This is a genomic window from Micromonospora sp. ALFpr18c, assembly GCF_008868155.1.
In the GTDB taxonomy this organism is placed as follows: Bacteria; Actinomycetota; Actinomycetes; order Mycobacteriales; family Micromonosporaceae; genus Micromonospora.
On the sequence record NZ_WBKR01000083.1, the window covers coordinates 1 to 25,653 of the forward strand.

General features: G+C 71.1%; 14 protein-coding genes. 9 read left to right on the forward strand and 5 right to left on the reverse strand.

The window, feature by feature from the left end; translation table 11 throughout:
• Positions 1-108: 108 nt before the first annotated feature.
• Positions 109-525, reverse strand: coding sequence for a DUF262 domain-containing protein (locus F8271_RS16545; RefSeq protein ID WP_151490663.1), 417 nt, complete (start codon positions 523-525; stop codon positions 109-111).
• 256 nt (positions 526-781) lie between these two features.
• Between F8271_RS16545 and F8271_RS16550 the strand changes: the two genes are divergently transcribed.
• The 3 genes from F8271_RS16550 to F8271_RS16560 are packed head-to-tail and all read left to right on the forward strand — an operon-like array spanning position 782 to position 10,297.
• On the forward strand, positions 782-7,210 hold the full coding sequence (locus F8271_RS16550; protein WP_151490664.1) for a DEAD/DEAH box helicase: 6,429 nt from the start codon (positions 782-784) through the stop codon (positions 7,208-7,210).
• Entirely contained in the window at positions 7,207-9,390 is a 2,184-nt protein-coding gene (locus F8271_RS16555; RefSeq protein ID WP_151490665.1) for a UvrD-helicase domain-containing protein, read from the forward strand. Before F8271_RS16550 ends, F8271_RS16555 begins: the two co-directional genes overlap by 4 nt.
• Before the next feature lie 52 nt (positions 9,391-9,442).
• Complete coding sequence (locus F8271_RS16560) at positions 9,443-10,297, forward strand: serine/threonine-protein kinase (RefSeq protein WP_225854578.1); 855 nt, start codon at positions 9,443-9,445, stop codon at positions 10,295-10,297.
• A gap of 263 nt (positions 10,298-10,560) precedes the next feature.
• Here the strand turns inward: F8271_RS16560 and F8271_RS16565 are convergent, their stop codons facing one another.
• Genes F8271_RS16565 through F8271_RS16575 form a run of 3 tightly spaced genes read right to left on the reverse strand, consistent with a single transcriptional unit; the run spans position 10,561 to position 13,901 of the window.
• Positions 10,561-11,331 carry a hypothetical protein gene (locus F8271_RS16565; protein ID WP_151490666.1) on the reverse strand — a complete coding sequence of 257 codons (771 nt, stop codon included), beginning with the start codon at positions 11,329-11,331 and terminating at the stop codon, positions 10,561-10,563.
• A 36-nt stretch (positions 11,332-11,367) separates the two neighbouring features.
• Complete coding sequence (locus F8271_RS16570) at positions 11,368-12,696, reverse strand: HEXXH motif domain-containing protein (RefSeq protein ID WP_192580314.1); 1,329 nt, start codon at positions 12,694-12,696, stop codon at positions 11,368-11,370.
• Positions 12,693-13,901, reverse strand: a complete 1,209-nt coding sequence (locus F8271_RS16575) for an FxsB family cyclophane-forming radical SAM/SPASM peptide maturase (protein WP_151490668.1) — start codon at positions 13,899-13,901, stop codon at positions 12,693-12,695. The genes F8271_RS16570 and F8271_RS16575 overlap by 4 nt, the downstream gene beginning before the upstream one ends.
• Positions 13,902-14,170: 269 nt before the next feature.
• Here F8271_RS16575 and fxsA point away from each other — a divergent pair, with 269 nt between their 5' ends.
• The 4 genes from fxsA (at position 14,171) to F8271_RS16595 (ending at position 20,488) form a co-directional block, all read left to right on the forward strand.
• A complete protein-coding gene (gene fxsA, locus F8271_RS16580) occupies positions 14,171-14,350 on the forward strand; it encodes an FxSxx-COOH cyclophane-containing RiPP peptide (RefSeq protein ID WP_151490669.1) in 180 nt (59 codons plus the stop codon).
• Positions 14,351-14,410: 60 nt separating this feature from the next.
• Complete coding sequence (fxsT, locus tag F8271_RS16585; protein WP_151490670.1) at positions 14,411-18,241, forward strand: FxSxx-COOH system tetratricopeptide repeat protein; 3,831 nt, start codon at positions 14,411-14,413, stop codon at positions 18,239-18,241.
• A gap of 12 nt (positions 18,242-18,253) precedes the next feature.
• A complete protein-coding gene (locus F8271_RS16590; protein ID WP_151490671.1) occupies positions 18,254-19,255 on the forward strand; it encodes a hypothetical protein in 1,002 nt (333 codons plus the stop codon).
• Between the two features lie 93 nt (positions 19,256-19,348).
• The gene (locus tag F8271_RS16595; RefSeq protein ID WP_151490672.1) at positions 19,349-20,488 is read left to right on the forward strand and encodes a hypothetical protein; all 1,140 of its coding nucleotides are present in this window, start codon (positions 19,349-19,351) and stop codon (positions 20,486-20,488) included.
• Here the strand turns inward: F8271_RS16595 and F8271_RS16600 are convergent.
• Positions 20,423-22,573, reverse strand: coding sequence for an AAA family ATPase (locus tag F8271_RS16600; protein WP_151490673.1), 2,151 nt, complete (start codon positions 22,571-22,573; stop codon positions 20,423-20,425). The genes F8271_RS16595 and F8271_RS16600 overlap by 66 nt on opposite strands.
• Before the next feature lie 332 nt (positions 22,574-22,905).
• On the opposite strand from F8271_RS16600, the gene F8271_RS16605 reads away from it, so the two are divergent.
• Together F8271_RS16605 and F8271_RS16610 are read left to right on the forward strand one after the other, a co-directional pair.
• Positions 22,906-24,777, forward strand: coding sequence for a RyR domain-containing protein (locus F8271_RS16605; protein ID WP_151490674.1), 1,872 nt, complete (start codon positions 22,906-22,908; stop codon positions 24,775-24,777).
• The gene (locus F8271_RS16610; protein WP_151490675.1) at positions 24,774-25,286 is read left to right on the forward strand and encodes a hypothetical protein; all 513 of its coding nucleotides are present in this window, start codon (positions 24,774-24,776) and stop codon (positions 25,284-25,286) included. The genes F8271_RS16605 and F8271_RS16610 overlap by 4 nt, the downstream gene beginning before the upstream one ends.
• Positions 25,287-25,653: the final 367 nt, after the last annotated feature.

A 25,653-nucleotide genomic window follows, 5' to 3' on the forward strand; every position in this document is an offset into this window, starting at 1 on the left:
AGCCACCGACATGACCCGTGATCAAAACAGCCCGCCCGGTAGCGGCCGCCACGCCACGCCGCACATCCCACGAGTCCATACAGAACCGCAGGTCAACCCAAGATCAACTTAAGCTACGTGGCATTGGGTGGGGACGAGCTTTAACCGTCGCTCGGGCACCCACTGATTGATCAGATACTGGCCGGTCAGTCGGTCGCGGTGCGTGTCGTCCTCGGTGAGCGCGCGGTGATCCCGAATGGCGCAGAGCAGGATGGAGAGGGTCGTCAACCGCTGCTGGCCATCGACCACCAGGAACACGCCGACGCCGGCGGGACCGTTGTTGGGACTGGGTGCCAGCACCAGCGACCCGATGAAATGAGTTGCCTTCGGGTTTTCGGCACGGTCGTCGGTGAGCCGGAGAATGTCGTCCCACAGGCGTTCCAGATGGTGGTCCTGCCACGAGTAGGTGCGTTGATAGAGGGGCACCTGGTATTGCTTCGTGCCTTCGAGCAGGCCTTGCAGAGTCGTTTGTGCCGCTGCAACCATCGGGAAGCCGTCACCTCATCCGTTCCGGACCCATTCCGGCCCGTGATCATAAGGCGGATCACAAAGAGCCGTACACCCTTTCATTGCTGTGCTGCGGAGTGGTAAGGGTGCTTGGCCGCAACGTAAGTCGTGGTGGAAGCGGTGCTCGACGTTCGATCCGGCGGGTGGCTGTCGCGAATCTGACTCTGTCCCCGAGAGGCTGTCGGGCAGGTCAACCGCGGTAAGGGGTGAAGTAGCATGCGGCGGTGATCCGCTCATGAGGCCGACCATCGCTGCCGACACCTTGCGTCGGACCCTCACCCAGTACCTGACCACCACCTTCGGTCTGACCGAGGACGGCGTACGCCAGGGTTTGGAGGGTTTTCTCTCCCACCCGGAGCAGGGCATCTTCCGCGGCCCGTACCTGCGGATTCGCACCCCCTTCCGCCCGGCGGAGGGCGACTGGCGGGCGCACCTCGATTGGGCGCCGGCCGGCTTCGCCCCTTACCTGCACCAGGCGAACGCGTTCGCCCGCCTGTCGACGAAGGGCAGGGCGGCGGAGCCGACCCTGATCACCACCGGCACCGGCTCGGGTAAGACAGAGTCGTTCCTGATCCCGGTGCTCGACCACTGCCGGCGGCAGAAGCAGCAGGGCCGGGCCGGGATCAAGGCGATCCTGCTCTATCCGATGAATGCCCTCGCGACGGACCAGACTCAACGCATCAACGAGCTGCTCTCCGACCCGGCGCTCAGCCAGGTCACCGCCGGTCTCTACATCGGCGACGTCGCGGCCATCGAGTACGCGCACGTGTTCACCAAGCGGTCCGAGATGCGTCGCACGCCGCCGGACATCCTGATCACCAACTACAAGATGCTCGATCTGCTGCTCCAGCGTGCCGACGACCTGCCGCTGTGGGAGGGGTCCGAGCCGGCGTACGTGGTGTTGGACGAGTTCCACACCTACGACGGCGCGCAGGGCACCGACGTGGCGATGTTGCTGCGCCGGCTCGCCGCCGCACTCGACCTCGACGAGCCGGGCCGGCCGCTCGGGCCGATCTGCCCGGTGGCGACCTCCGCGACGCTCGGCGAGGGCGGTGGCCGGGACGGTCGGACCGCGATCCGTGAGGTCGCCGAGCAGGTCTTCGGCGTCGCCTTCGACGCCGGGTCGCTGGTAGGGGAGGACCGCTACGAGGCTCGCGAGTTCATCGCTCGCCAAGACTTCAGCCTGCCGCTGCCGAGCCCGGAGCAGCTTGCCGCCGTCGACGACCGCGACCCCGAGGAGATGATGTCCGAGGTCGCCGAGCTGGTCGTCGGTGAGCGCTGTCTGGACGATCCGACGCGTCTGGGTGATCTGCTGCGCCAGCATCCGTTGACGAAGGCGGTGCTCGACTCGCTCCAGACGCGGCCGTGCACCCTCGACGAGATCATTGACGTGTTGCCCCGAAAGAACGCCACCGGCTGGGGCAGCGTGATGAAGACCCGGCCGGAGATCACGGCGAAGGCTCTCGCCCGGTTCGTCGGCCTGCTCTCCGTCGCGCAGAGCCCGGAGGCTCCCGGCCGCCCGCTGCTCAACATCGAAACCCACCTGTGGGTACGCGCCGTCTCCCGCCTGCTGCGCGGCACTTCCCACCAGGCTGCCTTCGGCTGGTACGGCGAAGCGCCGCGCGAGCTGGACCCGTACGCCACCGACGCCGACGTGGTCGTGGCCGACAATCGCTATCCACGGTTACCGGCCATCTACTGCCGGCACTGCGGTCGCTCCGGCTGGATGGCGTTGTCGCCGGAGAAGGACCCGCAGGAGCTGGAGACCGACCCGGACAAGATCTACCGCGCCAGCGTCGGTCGGGACAAGCGCCGGGTCCGCGCGCTGATCGCCGCGACCGACGACGAGGTACGCCAGCGCTCCCGGGGCCTGCTGGTCCTGGAGTACGGCCGTCGGGTGCGCCCCTTCGACGAGCAGCGCGACCGCAAGCCGACCGACGACGCGATTGTCGTGCTCGGTGACGTGCTCGACATCGATGGAGCCGAGAAGGATCGCTGCCCGTCCTGCGAGCTCGACCACGGCATCCGCTTCCTCGGTGCCGGCCTGGCCACCCTCGCCTCGGTGGCGATCACGCAGCTCTTCACCGGTGGGGAGCTCGACGAGGCCGAAAAGAAGACGCTGCTCTTCAACGACTCGGTCCAGGACGCCGCGCACCGCGCCGGCTTCGTCGCCAACCGGTCCTACTCGTTCTCGCTGCGCTCCCTGCTCGCCGGCCGGCTGAACGCCGGGGAGTCGATCGGGCTCGACGACCTCTTCGTCAGGATGATCGAGGAGGCGGCGAAGCCGGAGATCCTCTCCACCGTCGTGCCGCCGGACCTGCACGATCAGCCCGGAGTCGACAGCCTGCTCGCCGGCGAGCACAACGGAAGCCGGGAGACCTGGGAGCTGATCAGCGAACGGCTCGTCTTCGCTACCGTGATGGAGACCGGGCTGCGTTCCCGCCAGGGCCGCACCCTGGAGTTGACCCGCAGCGTCGCCGTCGACGTTGCACTGGACGATCCGGCGCGAGCCGCCGCGATCTGCCGGGACGTCCACCTCACCGGCCCCGGTCACCTGGCCGGAATGGCGCCGGACGACGCCCGCTACCTCGCCTTCCTCCGCGGTCTGCTGGAACGGTTACGGACCCGGGGTGCGGTGTTCCACGAGTGGCTGGTGCCGTACCTCAAGCGCGGTGGCACCCGGTGGCAGATCTGGGGCGGACGGCCCGCCGGGATGCCGGCGTTCCCGAAGGGCCTGTCCGCGCCCGCGTTCCTGCTCGCGACGCCGAAGTCCCGCTCGGAATTCGACGTGATCACCGCGCGGGGAAACTGGTACCAGGACTGGACGTCGCGCTGCCTCGGCCTCGACTCCGGCGACGCCGCCGGCTTCCTCAGCCGGCTGCTGCCGGCCCTCGCCGCCGCCGACGTGGTCGCCGCCGGCGACACCGAGGACGGCAACACGGTCTACGGGCTGATGCCCGGCCACCTGCGGGTGACCCGACTCGACGACGCGTCCGCCGCGACGGCCGGGGTCGGCTGCGACACCTGCCACTGGCAGCAGACCGAGCACCCCGACCGGGTGGCCGACTGGATCGGCCAGCCGTGCCGCCAGTACCGCTGCCGCGGCCAACTCCAGGCCGCCCATGACGACACCGCCGCCGACGACTACTACCGGCGGCTCTACCTGGACAGCCCGGTGTTCCGGGTCGTCACCGGCGAACACACCGGCATGCTCACCCGCGCCCAGCGGGAGACGGTGGAGAAGCAGTTCCGCGACGGCGAGCGCTACACCGACCCGAACGTGCTCTCCTGCACGCCCACCCTGGAGATGGGTATCGACATCGGCGCCCTCTCCGCGGTGGTGCTCGCGTCGCTCCCGCACGGCCCGGCCAACTATGTCCAGCGAGCGGGTCGCGCCGGGCGTAAGAGCGGCAACGCGCTCGTGTTGACCCTGGTCGGGCGATCCGAGCGGGATCGCTACTACCTCACCGATCCGCGCGACATGATCGCCGGACAGATCGTCCCACCCGGCTGTTTCCTCTCTGCCGTGGAGATCCTGCGCCGTCAATACCTCGCCCACCTGATCGACCTTGCCGCCCGTGGCCGCCTGGCCGGAGTGCTGCCGATGCCACGACGGGCGCACGTGCTGTTCGGCCCGACCGGGTGGCTGACCGGCCTCGCCGAGGCTGGCCGTCGCGACGGCGGCCGCCTGGTGGAGGAGTTCCTCACGCTGTTCGGAGACGAGGTCCTGCGGCCCGCCGCCGACCAGCTGCGTGAGTTCGCGGTGGACGGGATCGTCCACCGGGTCAAGGAAGCCGACGACGTCTGGGAGTTCCGGTTGGCCGACCTGCGTCGCCGGATGCAGGAACTCGCCATCGCCCGCGGCACGCTGGTGCCGAGCGACCCCGAGCACGCCCGCGAGATCAAGATGTTGAAGGCGGAGGAGGGGGCGGTCCGTCGCCGCCTGCGGGAGGTCAGCACGGCTGCCGCCCACGGCACCCTGGTCGAGTTCGGTCTGCTGCCGAACTACGCGCTCATCGACTCCCGGACCGACCTTGAAGCCACCCTGACCTGGGAGGACAAGGCCGACGGCGACCGCCGTTTCCACAGCGAACTCCGCGAGTACGCGCGCCCCGCCCGCCAGGCGCTCGTCGAGATCGCACCCGGCAACAGTTACTACGTGCGGGGCTACAAACACGAGATCTCGGGGCTCGACGTCGGCCCGGCGGATCGGCCCGCGTACGAGCAGTGGCGGATCTGCGCACAGTGCGGCTACGTCCGCACCCACCTGGCCAAAGAGGACACCAGCGCCTGCCCGCGTTGCTCGGACCCAGGCATCGCCGATCACGGCCGGCTGTTCCAGGTCCTCCAGCCCACCCGGGTGCTGAGTCGCGACAAGCGTGACGACGCCCGCATCCGCGACGACAGCGACGACCGGGACCGGCGTTTCTACGCCACCACCGTCGCCGTAGACGTCGACCCGGCCAAGGTCGATTCGTCCTGGCGGCATGCCCACGACACCTTCGGCGTCGACTACAGCCGGCACGCGATGATCCGCCACTTCAACCTGGGCGCGCAGCGCTACGACCGGGCAGCTGAGCTGTTCGCCGGCGAAGAGGTGCGAATCAACCGCTTCCACACCTGCACCTCCTGCGGCGGGACAACGGTCGACGGCGTCCCTGCGGTGAGCCAACAGCTCGCCGCCGAAACCTCCGGCTCGACTGTCGTGAAGGGCGCCGAGCACCACCGGCCCTGGTGCCCGTACCGGCGCTCGCCGGCCGCCCCGGACGCCCACGTCGACCTGATCCTCGCCCACGAGTTGGAAACCGAGGCGCTGCGCATCCTCATTCCCGCCGCGACCGCGGTGGTACAGGAACGCATCGCCTCGTTCGCCGCCGCCATCCGCCTCGGTATCGCCGCGCAGTACGGCGGTGACCCCGCGCACCTGCAGGCCGTGTCGGCCACGATGCCGGACGGGCAGAGTGACGGGACGCGCAACTTCGTGGTCGTCTTCGACACCCAGCCGCAGGGCACCGGCTACCTGCACCGCCTCGCCAAGCCAGAGGAGTTCCGCGCGATCCTGGAGCTGGCGCGGCAGCGCATCGCCGACTGCGTCTGCCGACACGAAGGCCGGGCGGTGTGTCACCGCTGCCTCCTGCGCCACGCGCGTAACGAGCACTTCGCCCTGATGAGCCGCGACGAGGCGCTGGGGATGCTGGACAAGCTCCTCGACACCTGGGACGTCGAGGAGGGCACGCGTACCGACGAGATCTCGCTGATCCACCAGGTGGAGAGCGAGCTGGAGATGCGCTTCCTCACCAAGTTGCTGGCGCTTGGCGAGGCACCCAAATCGGGCCTGCGGATCGACCGGCGGACCGATCACGACGGTGCCCGCATCGCCGACCTGCGGTTCGTCCGGGACAACGGTCAGAGCGTCACCCACTGGCAGATGAAGCTGCAGAACACCGTTCGAGGCACCCGTCCCGACGTCCACTTCAAACGCCTCGATGCCCCGTCTCCAGAGGTGGCCGTCTACCTCGACGGCTTCAAATACCACGCCTCGTCTCAGTACAACCGGCTCGCGGACGACGCCAAAAAACGTGCCCGGCTACGCGCGCACGGCTACCTGGTCTTCGCCGCCACCTGGGACGACGTCAAGACCTGGGGCGGCACCGACGGGCAGGGGCGGTGGACGCCGTACGGCGGGGTCAGCAAGCAGGCGGCCCGGGAGCGATACCGGCAGTTCCTTCCCGGCGCTGATCCGGACGAGCTCGAGGAGACCGTCTGGGTCAACCCGATCGAGCAGCTGATGCGCTTCCTCGCCGATCCCGATCTCAACCGATGGCAGCGTCGGGCGGAAGCCACCCTGGCAGGCATGCTCAAACAGGCCCGGGACAACACGGCCACCGACTCTGGCGGCGTGGCAGAGCGACTGTTGGCCGCGCTGCGGGGAGAGCCACTGCCCGGGCCGAACGCGCGACACATCATGATCGCGCGGGCCCGGGACAACGCGGACTGCCCGGTGACGCTCGTCGTCGACGGGCGAAGCAGGCCCCTGCCGACGTGGTCGGCGTTGACCGTCGTCGACGACCTTCCGGCCGCCGTGGCCGGAGCGGGCCACAAGGAACGCTGGGCCGCATGGCTGGCCTGGGGCAACGTCATCCAGTTCCTCGGCAACGGTGGTGGTGACGCAGGTCAGCTCGCTGTGTCCAGCCTCGACGTCTTCGAGCCGGCCTCGATGGCCGTCAGCGAGGGCACCGGGCTGGTATTCGCCCAACGCGCGCAGCCGCTCGACGAGGAAACGGCAACGTGGCTCGGCGTCGTGGCGCAGCCGGTGGCCGTCGAGCCCGAAACGCTCGACAAGGAGTCCCCGTGGCGGGACATTCTGCGCTACCTGGACCCGGACGAGAACACCCTGGACCAACTCGTCCAGCAGTTGGCCCGACAGGACCTGCCCGCACCGGTCATCGGTTACGAGTTGGGCGATCAGGGCTGGCAGGCCGAGCTTGCCTGGCCCGACCGGCGAATTGCCATTGTGCTCACCGGCCGGTCCGGCGACCCGGAGACAGAAGATCGTGACCGGGCGTACGCGGACGCGGGCTGGCACGCCCGTACCGCTCGGGAATGGTCGGTGGACGAGCTGGCGGCAGAGATCAAGGCGACGAGCGGGGGAGAACGTCGATGAGCACCGGAGCAACGACCCTGCGGATGCTGGACCGCGCCGACAAGGAGGTCATGAAGCTCACCCGCGCCGACATCGGAGCGGTCTACGAGTTCATGCACAAGTTTCGGCACAATCCGGAGAACCCCGGGCTCAATCTGAAGGCGCTCAACAGCGAATCCCGGTTGATGTCCGCCCGTGTCAACAAGGACTACCGGGCGCTCCTGCTGCACATCGCCGGGCGCGACTACCTGCTCGTCGCGGTCAAGCACCGCGGTGAGGTGTACGACGACCTCGCCAGGTACGCGTACCGCATCAACCGGATCACCGGCGGCATCGAGGTCGTCGACATGGCACCCGTCGGTGACAGCATCATCGGCCGGGTTGTGCCGCGCGAGGTCGAGCCTGAGCCTGCGCAGAAGCCGCTCTTCGACACCTACACCGACGCCCAACTGCTGGATCTCGGCGTTTCTGAGCCGCTGCTGCCGCAAATCCGGGGGTTGACCACCGAGGCGCAGCTTCTGGAGCTGCTCGACCGGGCTCCCCAGCTCACCACCGACGTCCTCTTCGCGCTCTTCGACGGCACCCCCTACGACGAGGTGCTCCAGCAGGTCACCGATCCAGTCCGGGCCGACGAGCCGGTCGACCCCGAGGACTTCGAGGCCGCCGTTGAACGCCCCGCCACGCAGGTGACCTCTGACGACGAGGCGCTGCAGGCGATGCTGGGCGAGGCCTTCGAGCGGTGGCAGATCTTCCTGCACCCCACTCAGCGGAAGCTGGTCGAGCACCCCTATAAGGGCCCGGCGCGAGTCGGTGGTGGCCCGGGGACCGGCAAGACGATCGTCGCACTGCACCGGGTGGCGCATCTCGCCCGACAGTTGCCGCCGGGGGTGGACAGGCCGATCCTGCTCACCACCTACAACCGGAACCTGGCCGCCGACCTGCGGACCCGACTGATGGCGCTGGGCGGACAGGAGTTGGTATCGCGCGTCGACATCGTCAACATCGACCGGTTGGCCAGCCGGGTGGTGGCCGAAGCCAAGGCGGGTGGCAGCCGCCGCGTGATAGACGACAATCGCGTCCTTGATATGTGGGACGAGTTCCTCCTTGAGACCGGGGAGACCGGCTGGGAGGCGGAGTTCCTGGCTGCCGAGTGGACCCAGGTGATCCTCGGTCAGGTTCTCAACTCGCGGACGGACTACTTCAAGGCCCGCCGCCCCAACCGCGGTCGCAGTCTCACCCGGATCGAGCGGGACCAGATCTGGCAGCTGACGGAGCGCTTCGCCACCTGGTTGGAAAACCGCGGCGTCTGGACCTGGCGTCAGGTGGCACAGCGGGCTGCCCGTCTCGAGATGGACCGCACAGCCCACAACACCGGTGTCGCCGACGACTCGTCCGGCGGCTTCTACCGCCCGCGCTACCGCCATGTGGTGGTCGACGAGGCGCAGGATCTCAGCGCTGCGCACTGGAAGATGCTCCGAGCCATGGTTGCGCCAGGCCCAGACGACATGTTCCTCACCGGCGACACCCACCAGCGCATCTACGACAACCACGTCACGTTGGGCAGCCTCGGTGTCAACATCCGCGGCCGGTCGTCCCGGCTCACGCTGAGCTACCGCACCACCCGCCAGATCCTCGCCGACGCGCTGCAGATCATGACCGGCGAGGTGTATGACGACCTCGACGGCGGTGAGGAGGACCTGGCCGGCTATCGGTCGCTGCTTCGTGGCGGTCGACCGGTCTTCCACGGTGCCGCAACGTGGACGCAGGAGCGTGATCTGATTGTCGAGCAGTTGCGCAGTTGGGGCAGCCCGACGGACGGCTCGGTGGCCATCTGCGTACCGACGAAGGATATGGCGGCGGACGTCATCAGCCACTTGCAGGCCGACGGGCTGGTAGTGGTGGAGATCGGCCCGGATGGCCCGAAGCGGCCGGACGGCGTGCACGTCGGCACGATGCACCGGTTCAAGGGCCTCGAGTACCAGCGGATGATCATCGCTGGGGTCAGTGACGGCCTGGTGCCTCGGCAGATGATCAGCAGATACCGGGACACTGACCCGAAGCGTTACCAGCGCGAACGCCAACGCGACCGGTCCCTGCTCTTCGTCGCGGCCACCCGTTCGCGCGACGAGCTTGCGGTGTTCTGGCACGGCACGCCCAGCCCGTTTCTGACCGGGCGGCTCGTACAGCGACAGCTAGCCTGATTGCCGGCTCCTGCTCAGGCGGGGTCGACGTGCGATGCGGGGGAGGCTGTAGGTGCAGGCGGGGGATCGTGTCGGCGACCGGTACGAGTTGACGTATCCGGTTGGTCGCGGCGGAATGGGTCAGGTCTGGGCCGGCTTTGACGAGCGACTCGACCGGCCGGTGGCGATCAAGTTCCTCCGGCAGTTGGAGGTGCCGGAGGACGAGCGTGAGACGGCGGGCAAGCGCTTCCGGCGGGAGGCGAGAGCGACCGCCAGACTCGGCCATCCCGGTGTGCCAGCCGTACACGACGTGGGCGTACACGATGAGGACCTTTTCCTCGTCATGCAACTCGTGCCGGGGATCGTCCTCGCCGATCACATCGCCGAGCAGGAACGGCTGCCGGTCGGTGAGGCGACCTCCATTGCCGCGCAGGTCTGTTCGGTGCTCGTGGCCGCCCATGCCGCCTCCCTCGTACACCGTGACTTGAAGCCGCAGAACCTCATGATCACCCCGGCGGGGGTGGTCAAGGTGCTTGATTTCGGCGTGGCCGCGCTGCTCGGCCCGGTCGAAGCGTCCCGCCTCACCGCGACCGGGCGTACGCTCGGCACCCCCGCCTACATCGCACCCGAACAAGCCCAGGGCGACCCTGTCGGGCCTGCCGCCGATCTGTACGCCTTGGGTTGCATTCTTTTCGAGATGCTCGGCGGAAACCCTCCCTACGAGGCTGCGAACGCCCCGGACATGATGCGCCGCCATCTATATTCACCGATCCCGATCATCACTGAGTATCGGTCGGATGTGCCCGACGACTTGGCACACCTCATCTACTGCCTCCTGGCTAAGGATGCGGCGGAAAGGCCGGCCTCGGCCGCCGAGGTTCGCCAACGCCTCACGCCGTTCTTCGATCGCAGTGAGTCTCCTGGCTAATCGCCGCCGGAACCTCCAGCACGGTACCGCCCGCCGCTTTCGTATCACTTCCTCCGACGCCGCAGCAGGTGCGGGCGCTGGCGGGAAAGCCCGCCCAGGACGAGCGGTTCGTGCAGGCTGCCGAGGTGTTGGACTGGGCCTCCGCTCGGTGCCGAGGCCACTGTTTTGCGCCAGATCTGCCGGTGAGCGTGATGACTCACAGGCATATTGATGACTCCCGGCCATCACGCTCGTCGCCGCGTCCGCGTCGGAATCCGAACTGCTCAGCCAGCCCCGCCGGAGCGCTGGATGAGGTGCTGCACCCACTTGTCGAACTTGCTGCTCGCCCCGCCGAGCAGCCCGGTCAGGTCCTGCTCGGTGACCACTCCACGGTCGGTCAGCGACATGATGAGGCCGCGCAGCCGCCGGTGGTCGTCGGCCTCGGACGGTTCGACCGGGCCGCCGGTGCCCATGTGCCGTTGCAGGTCCTGGAGGATGTCCATCATCTGCGGCAGCGTCTCGATGATCTGCGACAGGCCGGTCTCGTGGGGGCTCGACGAGCCGCGCAGGTCCTGCAGGGTGAGGGCGACCGACATCGGGGTGACGATGTCGGCGTCGGTGGTTATCGAGTCGATGGCGCGGCCCAGCTGCTCCTTGGCGGAGTGCACGCTGTCCAGGTCGGTGTGGTCGACCAGGATCGTGCGCATGCCCTGCACGTCGAAGGGGAGCTGCTGGTCCTTCGCCATCAGCTGCACGAACGGTTTGCGCAGCGCGTGTCGTACGGCCAGTTCGTAGAAGACGTTGGCGTTCTGGTCGGTGAGGTCGGCGATGACCAGGTCGTTCTGGATGATCCGGTCGAGCACCTGCGACGTGATCAGACCGGCGCGTTCGATCTCGTCGCCCCGGATCGCCTGGAATCCCCGCTCCTCGACGACCGGGCGGATGACGTGCTTGAGGATCTGGTCGCTGCGTTTCCGGATCTCGGAGCCTTCCGGGCCGATCGGAGCGATGACGAAGCATTCACGTCGGGTGGGCTGCCCGTTAGCGTCCCCCATGCGGCACAGCGTAGAGGAGATCGGCAAGCCTCGCTGTCACGCCGGTCGCGCCCCGGCCCGCTCCCGGTCCCAGTGGGCGCGGTGCGCGGCGAGCAGCCGTCCGGCATCGTTCGCCGCGGCGGGATCCACCGGTTCCCGTGCCCACCTGTCGAGCACGGGTGCCATGCCGTCGACCAGGTGTCGGCCGACCGGTGTCAGCCGCGGCTGCGCGGCCAGCACCCGTACGGCCTGGGCGGCGGCCCGGGTCCACCGGACGAACTCGACCTCGGCGTGGTGCCGCGCCGTCCGGTCCCGTTCGACGAACCGTTGCCGGCGCCAGAACCCGGCCACGCCGAGGTGGGCGTAGGCACCGTGCAGGAGACCCTCCAGCGGGCGGGGGTCGGGCCGCCACGGCGCGTAGAACGAGTCGTCCGGGCCGGGCTCCACCAGCGGGAACAGGTCGGTCAGCGCGGCCAGCTTCAGGTGTTGGATCTCGTGGGCGAGGGTGACCGCGGCGCAGCGGGAGTCCGGTGGCAGGGACATCGCGACCGCGCCGAACCCGTGGTGGAAGGTGCCGCTGCGGACCCCGGTCCGTGGCGCGACGAGCGGCACCAGCGTGCTCAGCGCCACCGACACCTCCTCGGCGACTGGCCGGTGCTCGTCGGTGAGCAGGCGCCACGCCGCGCGCAGCCGGTGCTGCCACCGGCCCGGGTCGCGCACGGAACCGGCGATCGGATGGGCGTCGACGGCCACCGGCACGTGCCGCCACGTTCCGGTGTCCAGCAGCAGCCGCAGCGGGAGGCCGCCGTGGGTGGCGCGCAGCGCGGGGAAGGGCCGCCAGCGGTGGTCGGGCGGATGGTCGTACCCGATCTCGATCCGCTCGCCGGCGCAGCGTACCTCCGCGCGGCCGCCGGCGCAGCGCACGCGGGCCCGGGTCGCCGTGCGGGCGACCCGCAGGGTGCCGAGGCCGGGCAGGTTCAGCCGGCCCGGCGTGGCCGGGTCGAGCGGCACGTCCAGGTCGGCGTCCGCGCGGGCGTGCACCGCGGCGGCGGCGGCGACTGCCGCGAGCAGACCGGGGTACGCGCCCGCGCGTTCGCCCCGGCTCAGCAGCGACGCGGTGCCGAAGGCCCAGGCGGCCACCGGTGGATGGCCCCACGCCGCCCGGCGCTGGGCCCGGGACAGGCCGCCCACCAGGTGGTACGCCGCCTCGACCGCCGCCCGGTCGGGATGGTCCACCCGGTGGGTGAGGATGACCAGCGCCCGGACCAGCAGCAGGTTCTTGCTGTGCTGAGCGTCGTGCAGGAGTTCGAGGGCGGCCGGCCCGCCGCCGCCTGCGGCGAGGTCGTCGAGGACGGTGCGGGGCAGCTGGTGCCCGGCCGGCGTCACCGTGCCACGCCCCGCAGTGCCGTCACGTCCCGCCGCAGGGTGCGGCGGATGTGCCCGATGAGCCGGTACAGGTCGGCGCAGTACACCGACGGGTTGTCGAAGCCGTTGCCGGCGCGCCACCGGTGCGTGTAGAGGCCGCCGCCGCAGACCTTGTGCAGGTCGCACGCGCGGCACTGCGCGCAGAGCCCGGCCGCGCCGGCCTGCTGGGCCCGGACACCGGGCTGGTCGAGGGCGGCGTCGAAGCTGTCCCGGTCGACGTGCAGGCCGATGCTCCCGGCGCCGGCGTGGGCGGCGCCGAGGGTGTCGTCCATCTCGATCGCCCCGTCGGTCTCCACCACCGCCACGGCGACCGGGCTGAGCCCCACGCCGGACAGGCGGGAGGCGCCGCCGAGCAGAAGCTGGATGATCTCGTCGAAGAGGCGGACCCGGGTGCGGTGCGTGCCGTCGGAGTACCACTCGTCGAAGACGGCGGTCAGCCAGTCCGCGTACGGGGCCTGCCGTGGATCGGAGGGCCGGCCGGCGGGCGGCGCCGACCAGGTGCCGTGCGGGAGCAGGAAGTCCACCACCGGCGGCCGGTGGGCCAGCAGGCTGCGGTAGGTGGCCACCGGGTCGTTGCGCAGGTCGACGGTGCACAGCAGTCCGTTGAACAACCGCCGGTACGACCCGGTCAGCCGGTGCAGCGCGGCCTCCACGCGGTCGTGGCTGCCCCGACCGTCCGGCCCGCGCCGGTGCCGGTCGTGCGCGGTGCGGTCCCCGTCGAGGCTGACGCTGACCCCCACGTCGAGGCGGTCGAGCAGGCGGAGGAAGGAGTCGTCCAGCCGTAGACCGTTGGTCTGCACGGTCATCCGCGCGGGCACCGGGGCGGCTCCGCGTCGCAGCAGCTCCACGGCCCGCTCGACGCCGTCCACCCCGGCCAGCAGCGGCTCCCCGCCGTGCAGGACGACACTCACCCGGTCCAACCGGTGCCGTCGGGCGTGCTCGCCGATGCGCTCACCGGTGCGCGCGAGGGTCGCCGCCGCCATCGTGCGAGGTCGGGTCCGCCAGCGCTGGTCGGCCATCGTGTAGACGTAGCAGTGGTCGCAGGCCAGGTCGCAGCGGCTGTGCAGCTTCACCACGAACTGTCGGAAGGGAACCGGACGCCTCGGTGGCGCGCAACGGGCCACCGTGCCGAGTGACGGCCGGTGGCCACCAACGGGTCCGGGCATCAGACGCTCCGCCGTCCTGTCGGTCGCCGGTCGGGCCACCTACCAGAGTGGAGCATACATCGACAGGTGACGTTCCGGGTGCCGCTGGTGACCGGCCGGTGCCCGGGTGGACCCGTCGTACCTGCTCCGGCCGCCGTCCGGGTGTCCGCCCCAGGAGCGGCGGACGGTTATCATGAGCACACTCAGCGGATCTGGCCACCGGTCAATGTCTGGCCCGGCGGTGGGGCCGACCGGGCGCGGCGCGACACGGAGACAGGCGGTGGTCGGGTATGGACACCGGAGATGACGACCTCCGTTCGGAGCTGATCGACCTGACCGGACTGGACCCTGCCGAGCTGGACGCCCTCCCGGGCGGTGTCCTCGTCGCCGCGCTGGGCCGGCTCGACCGCCGCGCCGCGGCCGGCGACCAGTACGCGGCCTTCGAGAGTGCCCTCGATGGCGACGACTGACCCCACGGGCGACGCGGCGACGCGGCGACCCGCACCACCGCCCCGGCCGGGGGGAGACCGATGAACATCAGCAGGGACGAGACAACGGGTGTCGCCACGATCGTCTCGTTCGTGTCACCCGCCGACGACACCGGCCGCAGCAGCGCGGTGGCCAACGTCGCCTGGATCCTCGCCGGCAACGGCAAGAAGGTGCTCGCCGTCGACTGGTGCCCGAAGACCCCTCGGGTCTACGACTTCCTGCGCCCGGTCCAGGTGGACGCCGTCGCGGCGGACCAGAGGCTGGGCGAGGAGCTGGCCGCCGTGCTCACCCCCGCGACGGACGCGCCGCCGGTGCCGCCCGCGACGGTGATCGCGCCGGTGGCGCCCGAGCAGGGCATCCTCTACCGGTACGCGGTGTCCGGCTCGACCGCCACGTTCAGCATGGTCGGTCTCGGCGCCAGCACCGACGGCCTGCCCACCGGGGATGCCGCCCGGATCCGGCAGCTGCTCCAGCAAACCGACTACGACTACGTCCTCATCGACGCCCCGGTGGACCTGAGCGCGCCGGGCATCACCCACAGCGCGGTGCTCAGCGACGTCGCGGTGGTCTGCATGCCACCTCGTCGGCTGTCCGTGCAGCACGCCGCGGGGCTCGCCAAGGAGTTGCAGCAACGGGCCACCGGCGGGATCCGGGTGCTGGCCGCGCCAACCCTGCACGAGTTCCCCGAACCGGGGCACGGCGGCTCCCGGGACTACGTCCGTCAAGCCTTCGCCTGGCTGCTGGAGAAGCCGGCCGGCGACGCCCCCGGCCCCGCGTCGGCGGGGATCGTGGAGGTGCCGGCGCACAACTACGACACCTTCGACGACGTGTTGTCCGTGCTCGCCGACGAGCCGGACGACGCGAACAGCCCGCTGACCGCGTACGAGCGGATCACGGAGTGGATCACCGGGGGTGAGGTCACCCGGGCGGCGCCGGTGCCGGAGCGGATCCGCCGGCGTTACCGGCACGCGGTGCTGCTGGAGCCGGCGGAGAACCTCGGCGACATCGCCGTCGCGTACGACCCGGTCGACCGGCCCTGGGCGGACTGGATCGGCGGGCAGCTGCGCCGCGCCGGAGTCCGGTCCCACCTGTGGGCGGTACGCCCCGGCGCGCAGCCCGGCTTCGGGCCGGAAACCACCGTGCTGGCGGTCCTCTCGCCGGATCTGGCGGAGACCGCCGGGACGGCCCTGGCCGGGCTGCGTCCGAACGCCGCCGACCTGTCGGCGGAGGTGCTCGGTGTGCTGGTGGCCGGCGAGGCGTGGCGGGAGCCGTTCGGCCCCGAGCGGGTCGTCGACCTGCGGGCGGCCGACGCCGTCCGGGCGCAGTCGTTGCTGCTGAGCCAACTCGGCCTGATCGCCCCCGCGCAACCCGCCGGCGATCTGCGCAACGTGCCGCGCTTCCCGGCGGAGGCGGACCGGCGGGTGCGGTTCAACGTGCCGCCCCGTAATCCGTCGTTCGTCGGCCGCGACGACTATCTGGAGCGGCTGCGCGACCACCTCACCAGCGAGGACGGCCCGGTGACCCTCACCGGTGGGGCGGGGGTCGGCAAGAGCGAGTTGGCTCGGGAGTTCGCCCACCGGTTCGCCTACGACTACGACGTGGTCTGGTGGATCCCCGCCCAGGATCGGGAGACCGTGCAGACCGGCCTCGGGGCGCTCGCCAACGAGATCAAGGCGGTGGACAGCACGGGGGCGGCGGAGGCCGCCCTGAAGGCGCTCGCCGCGGCCGACGGCGCCTTCCAGCGCTGGCTGCTGATCTATGACAACGCCGACGACGCCGACGTGCTGACCGGCCTCCGGCCGCGGGACGGCGCGGGACACGTCCTGATCACCTCGCGGGACGACGGCTCCTCCGGGCTGCCGTCCCCGCTGGAGGTCGCCGCCCTGACCGGCGACGAGAGCGTGGCGATGCTGCGCCGGGTGCTCGGCATCAGCACCGAGGACGCCCGGTCGATCGCGGTGGCTCTGGAGCATCTGCCGCTGGCCCTGCGGCTGGCGACGGCCTGGATGCGGCAGCGCGCCCTCGGGTTGGAGCGTGGCGGGGTGCCCAGCCTGGAGGCGGTGGGCCAGGGGGTCCGGGAGCTGTTGGCGGCGTTGGACGGACAGTCCGACGAGGATCCCGGTGAGCGCATCCCCGGATCGCACACCTCCAGCGTGGCCCGGGTCCTGCGGATCACGTTGGCGGCGCTGCGGGCCACCCCCTTCGGGGAGTTGGCCATCCGGCTGGCCGAGCTGAGCGCTTTCCTCTCCCCGGAGGGCATCGGGCTGCCGCTGTTGCGGTCCACCTCGATGCTGACCCAGCTCGCCGCCGCGTCCGGTTGGGACGCGGACGACCTGCTGCTCGACGCCGGTGAGGTGGACCTGGTCCTCACTGTCGGCGCCCGCTTCGCGCTCTACGACGTGGACTGGGGGCACGGGTCGGCGCTGCGGATGCACCGCGCCATCCAGGTGCTGCTGCGGGGCGCTGCCCCCGAGGCGGAGCGGTGCGAGCGGCACCGGCAGGTCCTGCGGGGTCTCGCCGGCTACGCCCCAACCGACCCGGAGGCCGACGACAGCCGCTACGCCGCCGTGTTCGACGAGTTGCAGCAGCACCTCATCCCCTCCGGCGCGTTGGAGTCCGACGACCGGACGGTCCGGCACTGGGTCGTCAAGCAGGTGCGCCACCTGTACCTGTCCAACGACAGCGACGCCTGGCGTTCGGCGCTGCTGCTGGCCACGGCGGCGTGTGAGCGGTGGGACGGCGGCGACGAGATCGACCAGTTGACCATGCGGATGTTCGTCCAGACCGCGAACCTGCACCGGGCGTTGGGCAACTACCAGGAGGCGTTGCTGCTGGACGAGCGGGTGCTCAGCGAGCAGCGCCGCCGCTACGGCCTGCGCCACTTCCGTACCCTGGTGGCCGGCCGCGGTCGCGGCGGTGACCTGCGCGGCCTGGGCCGATTCGAGGACGCCCTGGTGGAGGACCAGGCCACCTTCAAGGGCTTCCGTGAGCTGGTCGGCGACGACCACCCGAACACCCGGATGGCGGTGAACAACCTCGGCATCTCGTTCCTGCTCACCGGTGACGCCCCGGAGGCCCTGCGACTGGCCCGCCTGGAACGGGATCGCCGGATGCTGCTGTTCGGCCCGGAGGACCCGCGGACCTGGCGGGCGTCGTGCCAGGTCGGCACGTGCGAGCGGGAGGTCGGCGCGTACGACCTGTCGCTGGCCACCCTGCGGGAGGCCCTCGCCCGCATTCACGAGCTGCCCACCGGGAGCCTGCTCGACGAGTTGCGGATCAACCGCAGCCTCGCCGTCACCGAGCGCCGCCTCGGGCTGACCATCCCGGCCAAGAAGCGCAGCACCGAGACGTACAGCGGCTACGTCAAGAACCTCGGCGAGGACCACCCGCTCACCCGGGGCAGCCTGCTCAGCCTGGCGACCGACTACTACCGCGCGGGCGATGCCGGGATCGCCGTGAAGAGCGCCATGCGCTGCCTGCGCGGCTACGAGCGGAAACTGGCGCCGGGACACCCCTTCACCGCGGTCTGCTCGGTCGATCTGGGCCTGTTCCAGCGCGGCATGAAGGAGTTCGACCAGGCCGTCTGGTACGGCGAGCGCGGTCTGCGCTCACTGCGGGCGAAGCTCGGCGACGCGCACCCGTGGACGCTGGCGGCGACCACCGCCCAGGCCGGGCATCTGGCCGCCCGCGGCGACGTGGACGGCGCGCTGCCCATGCAGGAGGAGGCGCACGGGGTCGCCCTGCGCTACCTCGGCCGCTCCCACCCGGTGACCGTGGACGCCGCCGCCAACCTCACGGCGATCCGCGCGTTGCGCGACGGCACCCCGGGCGCCGCGCTGACCGACACCGACATCGACGTGCCGCAGAGCTGAGGGAGTGACCTGGTGACCGATCCGGAGTTGCGCGACGCCCTGGTCGAGGAGACGGCCGAGCAGGACGTCCCGGGTTTCCTCAAGAAGCGGGACCTCTGCCGGGGGCTGCTGCTCAGCGGCTGCGGCGTCTACCACGTCGCCCACTACACGACCGGGGTGCTCGACTTCGCGTTGGACCTGTTCGCCCACCCGTCGGCCCCGCCGCCGGACGACGAGGCGGACCCGCCGCAACGCCGTGAGGCGCACCGCCGCGTCGGCGCGCAACTGGTGTACCGGGCCAGCGAGCTGAACCGCCGACTGGGGGAGCTGCACACCGGTGCGCTGATCCGGACGGTCGTGCAGACCCGTACGGGTCTCGTCTTCTGCAACTCGGTGGTCGGCAACGAGCATGTGGTCGGCTTCGCCGCCGTGCCGGGGGCGGACGCCGAGGCGGTGGCCGACCCGAGCCGGGTGAGCGTGGTCGACCAGGCCGCCGCGCACCTCGCCACCGACCTGCGCCGGCTGCTGCGGCAGCAGTCGCAGAATCCCGGCGGCTGGGATGCCGACCCGAACGGCGAGCCGGCACCGGCCGTCGCGTCGGCGGACGATTTCCAGCCCCATCGGACCGGCTCGACGACGCTCGACGGGGCGGTCACCGCGGCGCTGCACCCCGGTGGCCTGCACTACCTGAGCCATCACCGGATGGGTGACCAGGCGTGGGCCGTCGACGTCCTCGGCCACCCCGACCTGGACCAGTTCTTCAACCGGGGGGTCACGGTGGCCGATCGGCGGGACCGCTACCAGCGCCTCGCCGGTGACCTGTCGTTGCTGGCCCTGCAGGTAGGTCGGGATCTGCGGCGGGCCGTCGCCGGGGACGTCACCCGGCTGGTGCTCGACGTGGAGATGGGCGCGGTCTACTACTACCGGCTCTCCCCGGACGACTACCTGGTCGGCGTCACCCTGGAACAGGATTCGGTCGCAGTCGCGGACGCGGAGATGGCGACGGTGGCGCGACGACTCTCGGCGGCGGGCTGAACCGCCGCGCCGATCCACGCGGTTCGTGATTGAGACGCTCGGCCGGCGCCGATATCCTCATGTCGGATCAACGGGGTTCGACGTGTCGGTTGGGTGGCCGTGACCGTACTGGCGAGATCAGCGGCCGTGGTCGCCGCCGCCCTGGCCGGGCTCATCGTGGCCTGGGCCGGCGACGTGGACGGGCTCGAACGCGCCCCCGCGTACCTGCTGCTCGCCTCCGTCCTGTTGGCGGTGGGCCTGGTCGGCAGCACCCGGGACATCAGCCTCGCCGAGGTCCGCGCCCACCTGCGCACCGTGCTGCTGGCCGTCACCGTCGGCGTGGTCGCCAAGGCCGCGCTCATCGCCGGGGTGATGGTGCTGGTCTTCCGCGATCCCGCGTTCCTGGTCCTCGGTGTGGCCGTCGCACAGATCGACCCGCTCGCGGTCGCCGCCATGAGCCGCCCCGACCGCACCTCCGCCCGGGCACGCTCGATCCTGTCCATCTGGGCGTCCTTCGACGACCCGATCACCGTGCTGCTCACCGTCTACGTCTCGGCGTTCGCCCTGGACCTCAGCGGAGGTGACGGTGGCGCGCTCGCCGGCGCGATCAGCGACCGGCCTCTGGAGCTGCTGATCGACCTGCTCGCCAACGTGGCGTTCGCCGCGGGTGCCTGGCTGCTGTGGCGGCTGCTCCGAGCGGCCGGCCTCGGCGGGGACACGACCGGTCCTCGGGTCCGTGCGGCGCTCAACTGGCTGGCCGTGGCGCTGCTGATCGCGCTGGTCCTGTTGGCCGCCTGGCAGTTCCTCATGCTCGGCCTGGCGGTCGCCGGGCTCTTCTTCCGACCCCGGCTCGGCCCCGTCGTCGGCCGGTCCACCCAGGCGGCGTACCTGGTCGCCACCTTCCTGCTGGGGCTGCTGCTGGTGAACGGCGTCGACGTCGTCCCCGGTGTGGTGCTCGGGCTGGCGGCCGTGGCGGCGCAGCTGGTGGTGTCGGTGCCGATCACCCGTGGCCTGCCCACGGCCGACCGGCGCTACCTCGCCTGGGGGCAGCAGAACGGCATCACCGCGGTGATCCTCGCCCTCGTCCTCGAACAGGACTTCCCCGGCACGGTGGGGATCGTGGCGACGGCCATCGTGGTCATCAACGTCGTCCACGCCCTGGCCACGGCGGTGCTCGACCGGCGACGCTCAGCCGGCCACCAGCAGCTGACGGACGCGACCACCCAGCCCGTCGAACACCGACCGCGCCTGTGACCAGGTGCGCGAACGCTCGGCCAGGTCCGTGCCGTCCTCACCGCCGGCGCCGGAGGCGGCGAGCCCGCTCAGGGTGTCCAACTGGAACAGCGGCAGATACTCGGCGATCCCGTCGTACGTCTCGCAGAGCAGGTCCAGCCGTTCCAGGTCGGTCGGTTGGGGGTTCGTGCGGTGGCCGTCGTACCACTGCTCGACCCCCTCCCGGAACGCCTCGATGAGGCGGCGGAGGACCACCGACGTGCCGACCGCCCGTTGCACGTCCCGGGAGCGCAGCAGCGACCGCAGGGCCTGCCCGCCGTCGGCGCCCCCGACGGTCGCCACCCGGTGCGGGTCGAACGCGTCGCGCAAGCGCCGCTCGAAACCGGTGAGCTGATCCAGCGCGGCGATGGCCTCGACGAACACCCGCGCGACCCGCCCCGGCAGCGGAGGCGGGGCCCCCGTCGCCGTCTCGTGCCGCTCCGCCACGACGCCGAGCCGCCCCGCCGGGCGCAGCTCACCCCGAATCTCGTCGAGCTGGTACGACAGATGCTCGATGGAGCGTTGGGTGTTGCTCTGCTGCCGGTGGATCCGCTCGACGCGCTGGCGTACCGAGGTCATCGCGTCCGCGCCGATCGCCTGTTCGAGTCGGCGCATCAGGGCCTTGACGCTGCCGGACAGATCCTCGGCGAACGACTGCGGATCGTGCACGATCGGTTCGACGCTGAACATGCCGGCGAGCTCGGCGGCGAACTCCGCGGGCAGGTGACCGACGACGACGAGGATCACCTCGCTGTCCGGGACGGCCGCTCTGATCGCGACGACGCGCCGGTTGAGGTCGTCGACCTCCTCGGCCTTGAGGACCGACTCGCTGAGCAGCACGCAGCAGCCGGCGTTGCGTTCCTCCAGGGGTATCCAGAAGTCCACCGGCAGGTCGCGCATCGACCCGACCAGGTGATCCCGCTGGTACGACCAGCCGTCCTGGGTGAGCACCCGCCGCACGTCCGCGGCGACGTCCTGCCGGTTGGCCAGGTCGAACTGGACCCGCACCACCTCGCGGACCATGACGTGGGTGACGGGCGTGCCGGCCTGCGCGGCGCGCTGGAAGAGGTGGTAGCAGAGCCGGATCACCCGCCGGGGCACCCCGTCGGCGAGGTTGGCCAGGTATTCGGTGGCCTCCACGGTGAACGGCGCGAGCCGGGCCTCGCCGAACGCCCGAAGCTGGGTCTGTCGGATGAACGTGCGGACGTCCTCGCCGCGCAGCGCCGACATCCGCACGATCGGCCCGATCCGCTGCCGCACGTCGGCGCTGAGCAGGTGCAGCATGTCGGGCAGCCCGGCGATCACGAGGAGGGCCCCGGCGGAGGTGAACACCCCGAGCAGCCGTTGCAGGCGGGCCATCGTCTCCGGGCCGGGCCGGCCACCCGCGGTGAGGATCTTGTCGAGTTCGTCGAGGACCAGCACGAAACGGTCGTGTCGTCGACCGTGCAGCAGAGCGAGCACTCCCATCGCCTCGACGGCGGTGGCCTCCACGTCCGCGCTGGGAGTCACGCCGGCGGCGATCAACGGCGGGCCCGGCGGGTGACCCGACAGCCAGTCCCAGGCGGCCGCCTCGGTGCTCGGGTCGAGCAGCATCGCCAGCGCGGTGCCGAAGGCCGGGTCGGTGGTGACCTCCGCGAGGTCCGCACGCAGGCGCCGGACCACCTCCTCCGTCGAGGAGGCGAGGCCCTCGGGGCCGGGCAGGTATGCGGTGAGCAGCTCACGCACGGTGTCGCGGGACAGCCGGGTCAGGAACCGCCGGTGCAGGGACAGGAAGGTGTCACCCGGCGCGTCCAGGTAGATCGCCTGCCCGGCGGCGCCGGTGACCCGACGGGCGTGGGCCAGCAGTTCGACCGCGAGGTGGGTCTTGCCGGTGCCGTAGTCACCCACGAGGGCGACCACGGCGCCGTCGCCGGTGCGCAGGTAGTCGTCGAGCTGGTCGGTCGCGTCGCGGACGGCGGCGGTGATCACCGTGCTCGCGCCCGTGCCCTGCTCGGTCACCCGGGCCACTGCCGTCGGCGAGAAGGGATTGACCGGGCCCGTCGCCGGTGGACCTCCGATTGCGTCCATCTCCGTGATCCTCCGGTAGCTCCGGCCTGGGCCCCAGGTGTCGGGGGACCGAGGCCGAGCCACTCGTGCGCCCCCTCCGGCCCGTCTTGCAATCGTAACCCTCGGTGGCTAGCCAGGTGGGCCCGTACGGACCTGCCGACTCCGCTGTTCACCTGCAAAAAGAGCCGATCAGCCGGGGTGCCGATGGGCCGGTCGGATCGACTGCGTCGAATACGATTCGGGGTGGCCCGGCCCCGCCGAATCGCGGGCTGGCGCCGCACGGACGGTGGGCATTGGCCCTCCACCGGGCGACACTGGTGCGACGACGGTCCCGCGGACGAGGGAGTTGGTCGATGACGGGTCCGGTCCCTGGCGCGTACCGCCCGGCCGGAAGGGCACTGCGGATGGTCTTCGCGGTGATCGGCCTGCTCGCGCTGGTGCTCGGCTACGTCGGCTTCGACCTGCTGCTGCGGGCCGAGCCGGGCGGCGGCTACGACCTGTACGACGTCATCTACTACGACATCCAACTCTTCGTGCTCGGCGCGGAGCCGTTGCAGGATCCCGGCCCGTACCCGTGGCAGTTGCAGGTCGCCCGGTTCGCGGCCCCGCTGTTCACCCTGCTCGCGGTGGTGGAGGCCAGCCGGCTGCTGCTGGCCGCCGAGATCCGCAGGTTGCGCGCCCGGCGGGCCCGGGGGCACGCGGTGGTCTGCGGTGACTCCCAGTTCGCCCACATGCTCGCCGACCGGCTCTTCAGCGAGGGTGAGCGGGTGGTCGTGGTGCGCGCCGAACCGTTCGGGCCACTGGAGTACCGCCGACGCCGCTACCTGGGGGTCACCGGCGACCCGGCGAGCCCCGAGGTGCTGCGCGGCGCCGGTCTGCCACGCGCCCACACCGTGTACGCCTGCACCGACGACGACGACCGCAACCACGCCATCGCCAACGCGGCGAGCCGGCTGATCCAGGACCGGCGGCAACCGGCCCGGGTCTACGTGCAGGTGCACGACCCCGAGATGTGCCTGTCGTTGCAGGCTCGACGGCTGGGCGCGGCCGGTTCCAGCCGGCTGCGACTGGACTACTTCCACGTCGACGACGTCGCCGCCCGGGCCCTGCACCGGCACCACCCCCTGCCCTCCTCGACGGAGCGACCGGTCCGGATCCTCATCGCCGGTCGGGGCAGCTTCCGCCGCGCCGCGCTGGTGGCCAGCGCGCGGCACTGGCAGCTGCGCCAGGCCGAGGCGCCGGCCGACCGGCCCGTGCCGCCGTTGCACGTCGACCTGGTGGCCCCGGACGCTACCGTCGAACGTGAGCTGGCGACCGCCCGGCACCCCTTCCTGCCCGCCGCCTGCGAGGTGCGGGCGTACGACCTGGACCTCGACGGTCTGGTCGAGTCGGGCATGCTGCGCCACGGCTACGACCGGCTCTACGTCTGCGCCGCGGACGAACGCAACGGACTCCAGTTGGCGTTGGACACTCCGGCGCTCTGGCAGCGGGCGGAGAGCACCGTGTTCGTTCCGGTGTACCGGCAGGCGGCGCTCGCGGCCGCGTTCCACGGTGACCGGCGGCACGACCTGCTCGACGAGGTGCACGGCCGGCTCCAGCTGTACCCGGTGCTGACCCGGGCCTGCGACGCCGAGCTGATCGCCGAGGATCTCACCGAACGGCTGGCCCGCCATATCCACGACAAGTACGTCCAGTCGCAGGTGCGCGCCGGCGTGCGCCCGGGCTCGGCGCCGGCCATGGTGGACTGGGCCTGGCTCCCCGAGTCGTTGCGCCGGGCCAACCGCGCCCACGTGCAGGACATCGCCGCGAAGCTGCTGAGTCTCGGTTGTGTGGTGGCGCCCCGGCACGGCCCCGCCGCCGGCCGGGGGGACCCGGGCGCCAGCCGGGTCATCGACGACAGGATCGACGAGCTGGCCCGGCTGGAGCACGAGCGGTGGTGCCGGGAGCGACGGGGGGAGGGCTGGGTGTACGGCGAGCCGCGCGACGACGCCCGCCGCCGGCACCCCGCGCTGCGGCCGTGGGACGAGCTGGCGCCGGACGTCCAGGAGATGAACCGCAACGAGATCCGGGCGCTGCCGGAGGTGTTGTCCGACGCGGGTTTCGAGATGATCCGACTGACCGCCGCCGACCCCGACCGCTCCGCCCGTCCTCCCCGGCAGGCCGGCGGCCCGGACGACTCCCCGCGTGCGTCGGGCGGCGCGTCGGGGGAGAGGATCGGCGGATGACGCTGGACCCGCGGCCGGTCCGGGTGGGCATCACCGGGCACATCAACCTGACCCCTGCCACCGAACGGCTCGTGTACAACGCTCTGCGTACCGAGTTGCGCCGGATCAGCGAGCGCCCGGTGCGGGGGGTCACCTGCCTGGCCGCCGGTGCGGACCAGATCTTCGCGCGGGCGGTGCTGGCCTCCGGCGGCGCGTACGAGGTGGTGCTGCCGGCACCCGACTACCGGGAGCGGGCGATTCCCCTGGCTGGCCGAGCCGCCTTCGACGACCTGCTCGGCCGGGCCGGCGAGGTGATCCACACCGGGTTCCGGCACTCCGGCACGGCGGCGTACGTGGCCGCGAACCGGGAACTGCTGCGCCGGGTGCACCGGTTGGTGGCGGTGTGGGACGGGGAGCCCGGCTGCCACGAGGCGGCGACCGACCGGACCGTGGGCTGGGCCCGGCAGCGGCACATCCCGACCACCGTGCTGTGGCCGCCCGGCGCGCGCCGGACGGCGACCGCGGGCTGAGCACGCCGGCGGTGGTCGGGCCGGCCGGGCAACGTTACTCACCGCCACTATCGATCATGAAACGGCCGCGCCAGCGCCGGCTACCAACAGACTTCGTTTGTCCTGGGACACACTCCGACCGTGAACCCCAAGGTCTCATGGTCACGTTCCTCGGGTAGTGCTGGAACACTCCGGTCGGATCTGCAGCGAAGGAGATGGCATTATGTTGAGCGAGACCGAACACCGTCAAATGGAAAGAACTTAGAGCGACCGGCAATAGGTATCCAAGATTCGGACAGTTGGATACCCGGGGGTAGCAAGCAGGCACGGGAGGTTGATCATCGGAGTTCTCTACGCTCAGTGATCAATGGAGTCCCGTGCCTGCCCT

What these genes read in the sequence shown, in the direction of transcription:
- F8271_RS16565 (WP_151490666.1), bottom strand. Translation starts at nt 11,331, where the DNA reads ATGGGGGACGCTAACGGGCAGCCCACCCGACGTGAATGCTTCGTCATC.
- F8271_RS16555 (WP_151490665.1), top strand. Translation starts at nt 7,207, where the DNA reads ATGAGCACCGGAGCAACGACCCTGCGGATGCTGGACCGCGCCGACAAG.
- F8271_RS16610 (WP_151490675.1), top strand. Translation starts at nt 24,774, where the DNA reads ATGACGCTGGACCCGCGGCCGGTCCGGGTGGGCATCACCGGGCACATC.
- F8271_RS16605 (WP_151490674.1), top strand. Translation starts at nt 22,906, where the DNA reads ATGACGGGTCCGGTCCCTGGCGCGTACCGCCCGGCCGGAAGGGCACTG.
- fxsT (WP_151490670.1), top strand. Translation starts at nt 14,411, where the DNA reads ATGAACATCAGCAGGGACGAGACAACGGGTGTCGCCACGATCGTCTCG.
- F8271_RS16550 (WP_151490664.1), top strand. Translation starts at nt 782, where the DNA reads ATGAGGCCGACCATCGCTGCCGACACCTTGCGTCGGACCCTCACCCAG.
- fxsA (WP_151490669.1), top strand. Translation starts at nt 14,171, where the DNA reads ATGGACACCGGAGATGACGACCTCCGTTCGGAGCTGATCGACCTGACC.
- F8271_RS16575 (WP_151490668.1), bottom strand. Translation starts at nt 13,901, where the DNA reads ATGCCCGGACCCGTTGGTGGCCACCGGCCGTCACTCGGCACGGTGGCC.
- F8271_RS16545 (WP_151490663.1), bottom strand. Translation starts at nt 525, where the DNA reads ATGGTTGCAGCGGCACAAACGACTCTGCAAGGCCTGCTCGAAGGCACG.
- F8271_RS16600 (WP_151490673.1), bottom strand. Translation starts at nt 22,573, where the DNA reads ATGGACGCAATCGGAGGTCCACCGGCGACGGGCCCGGTCAATCCCTTC.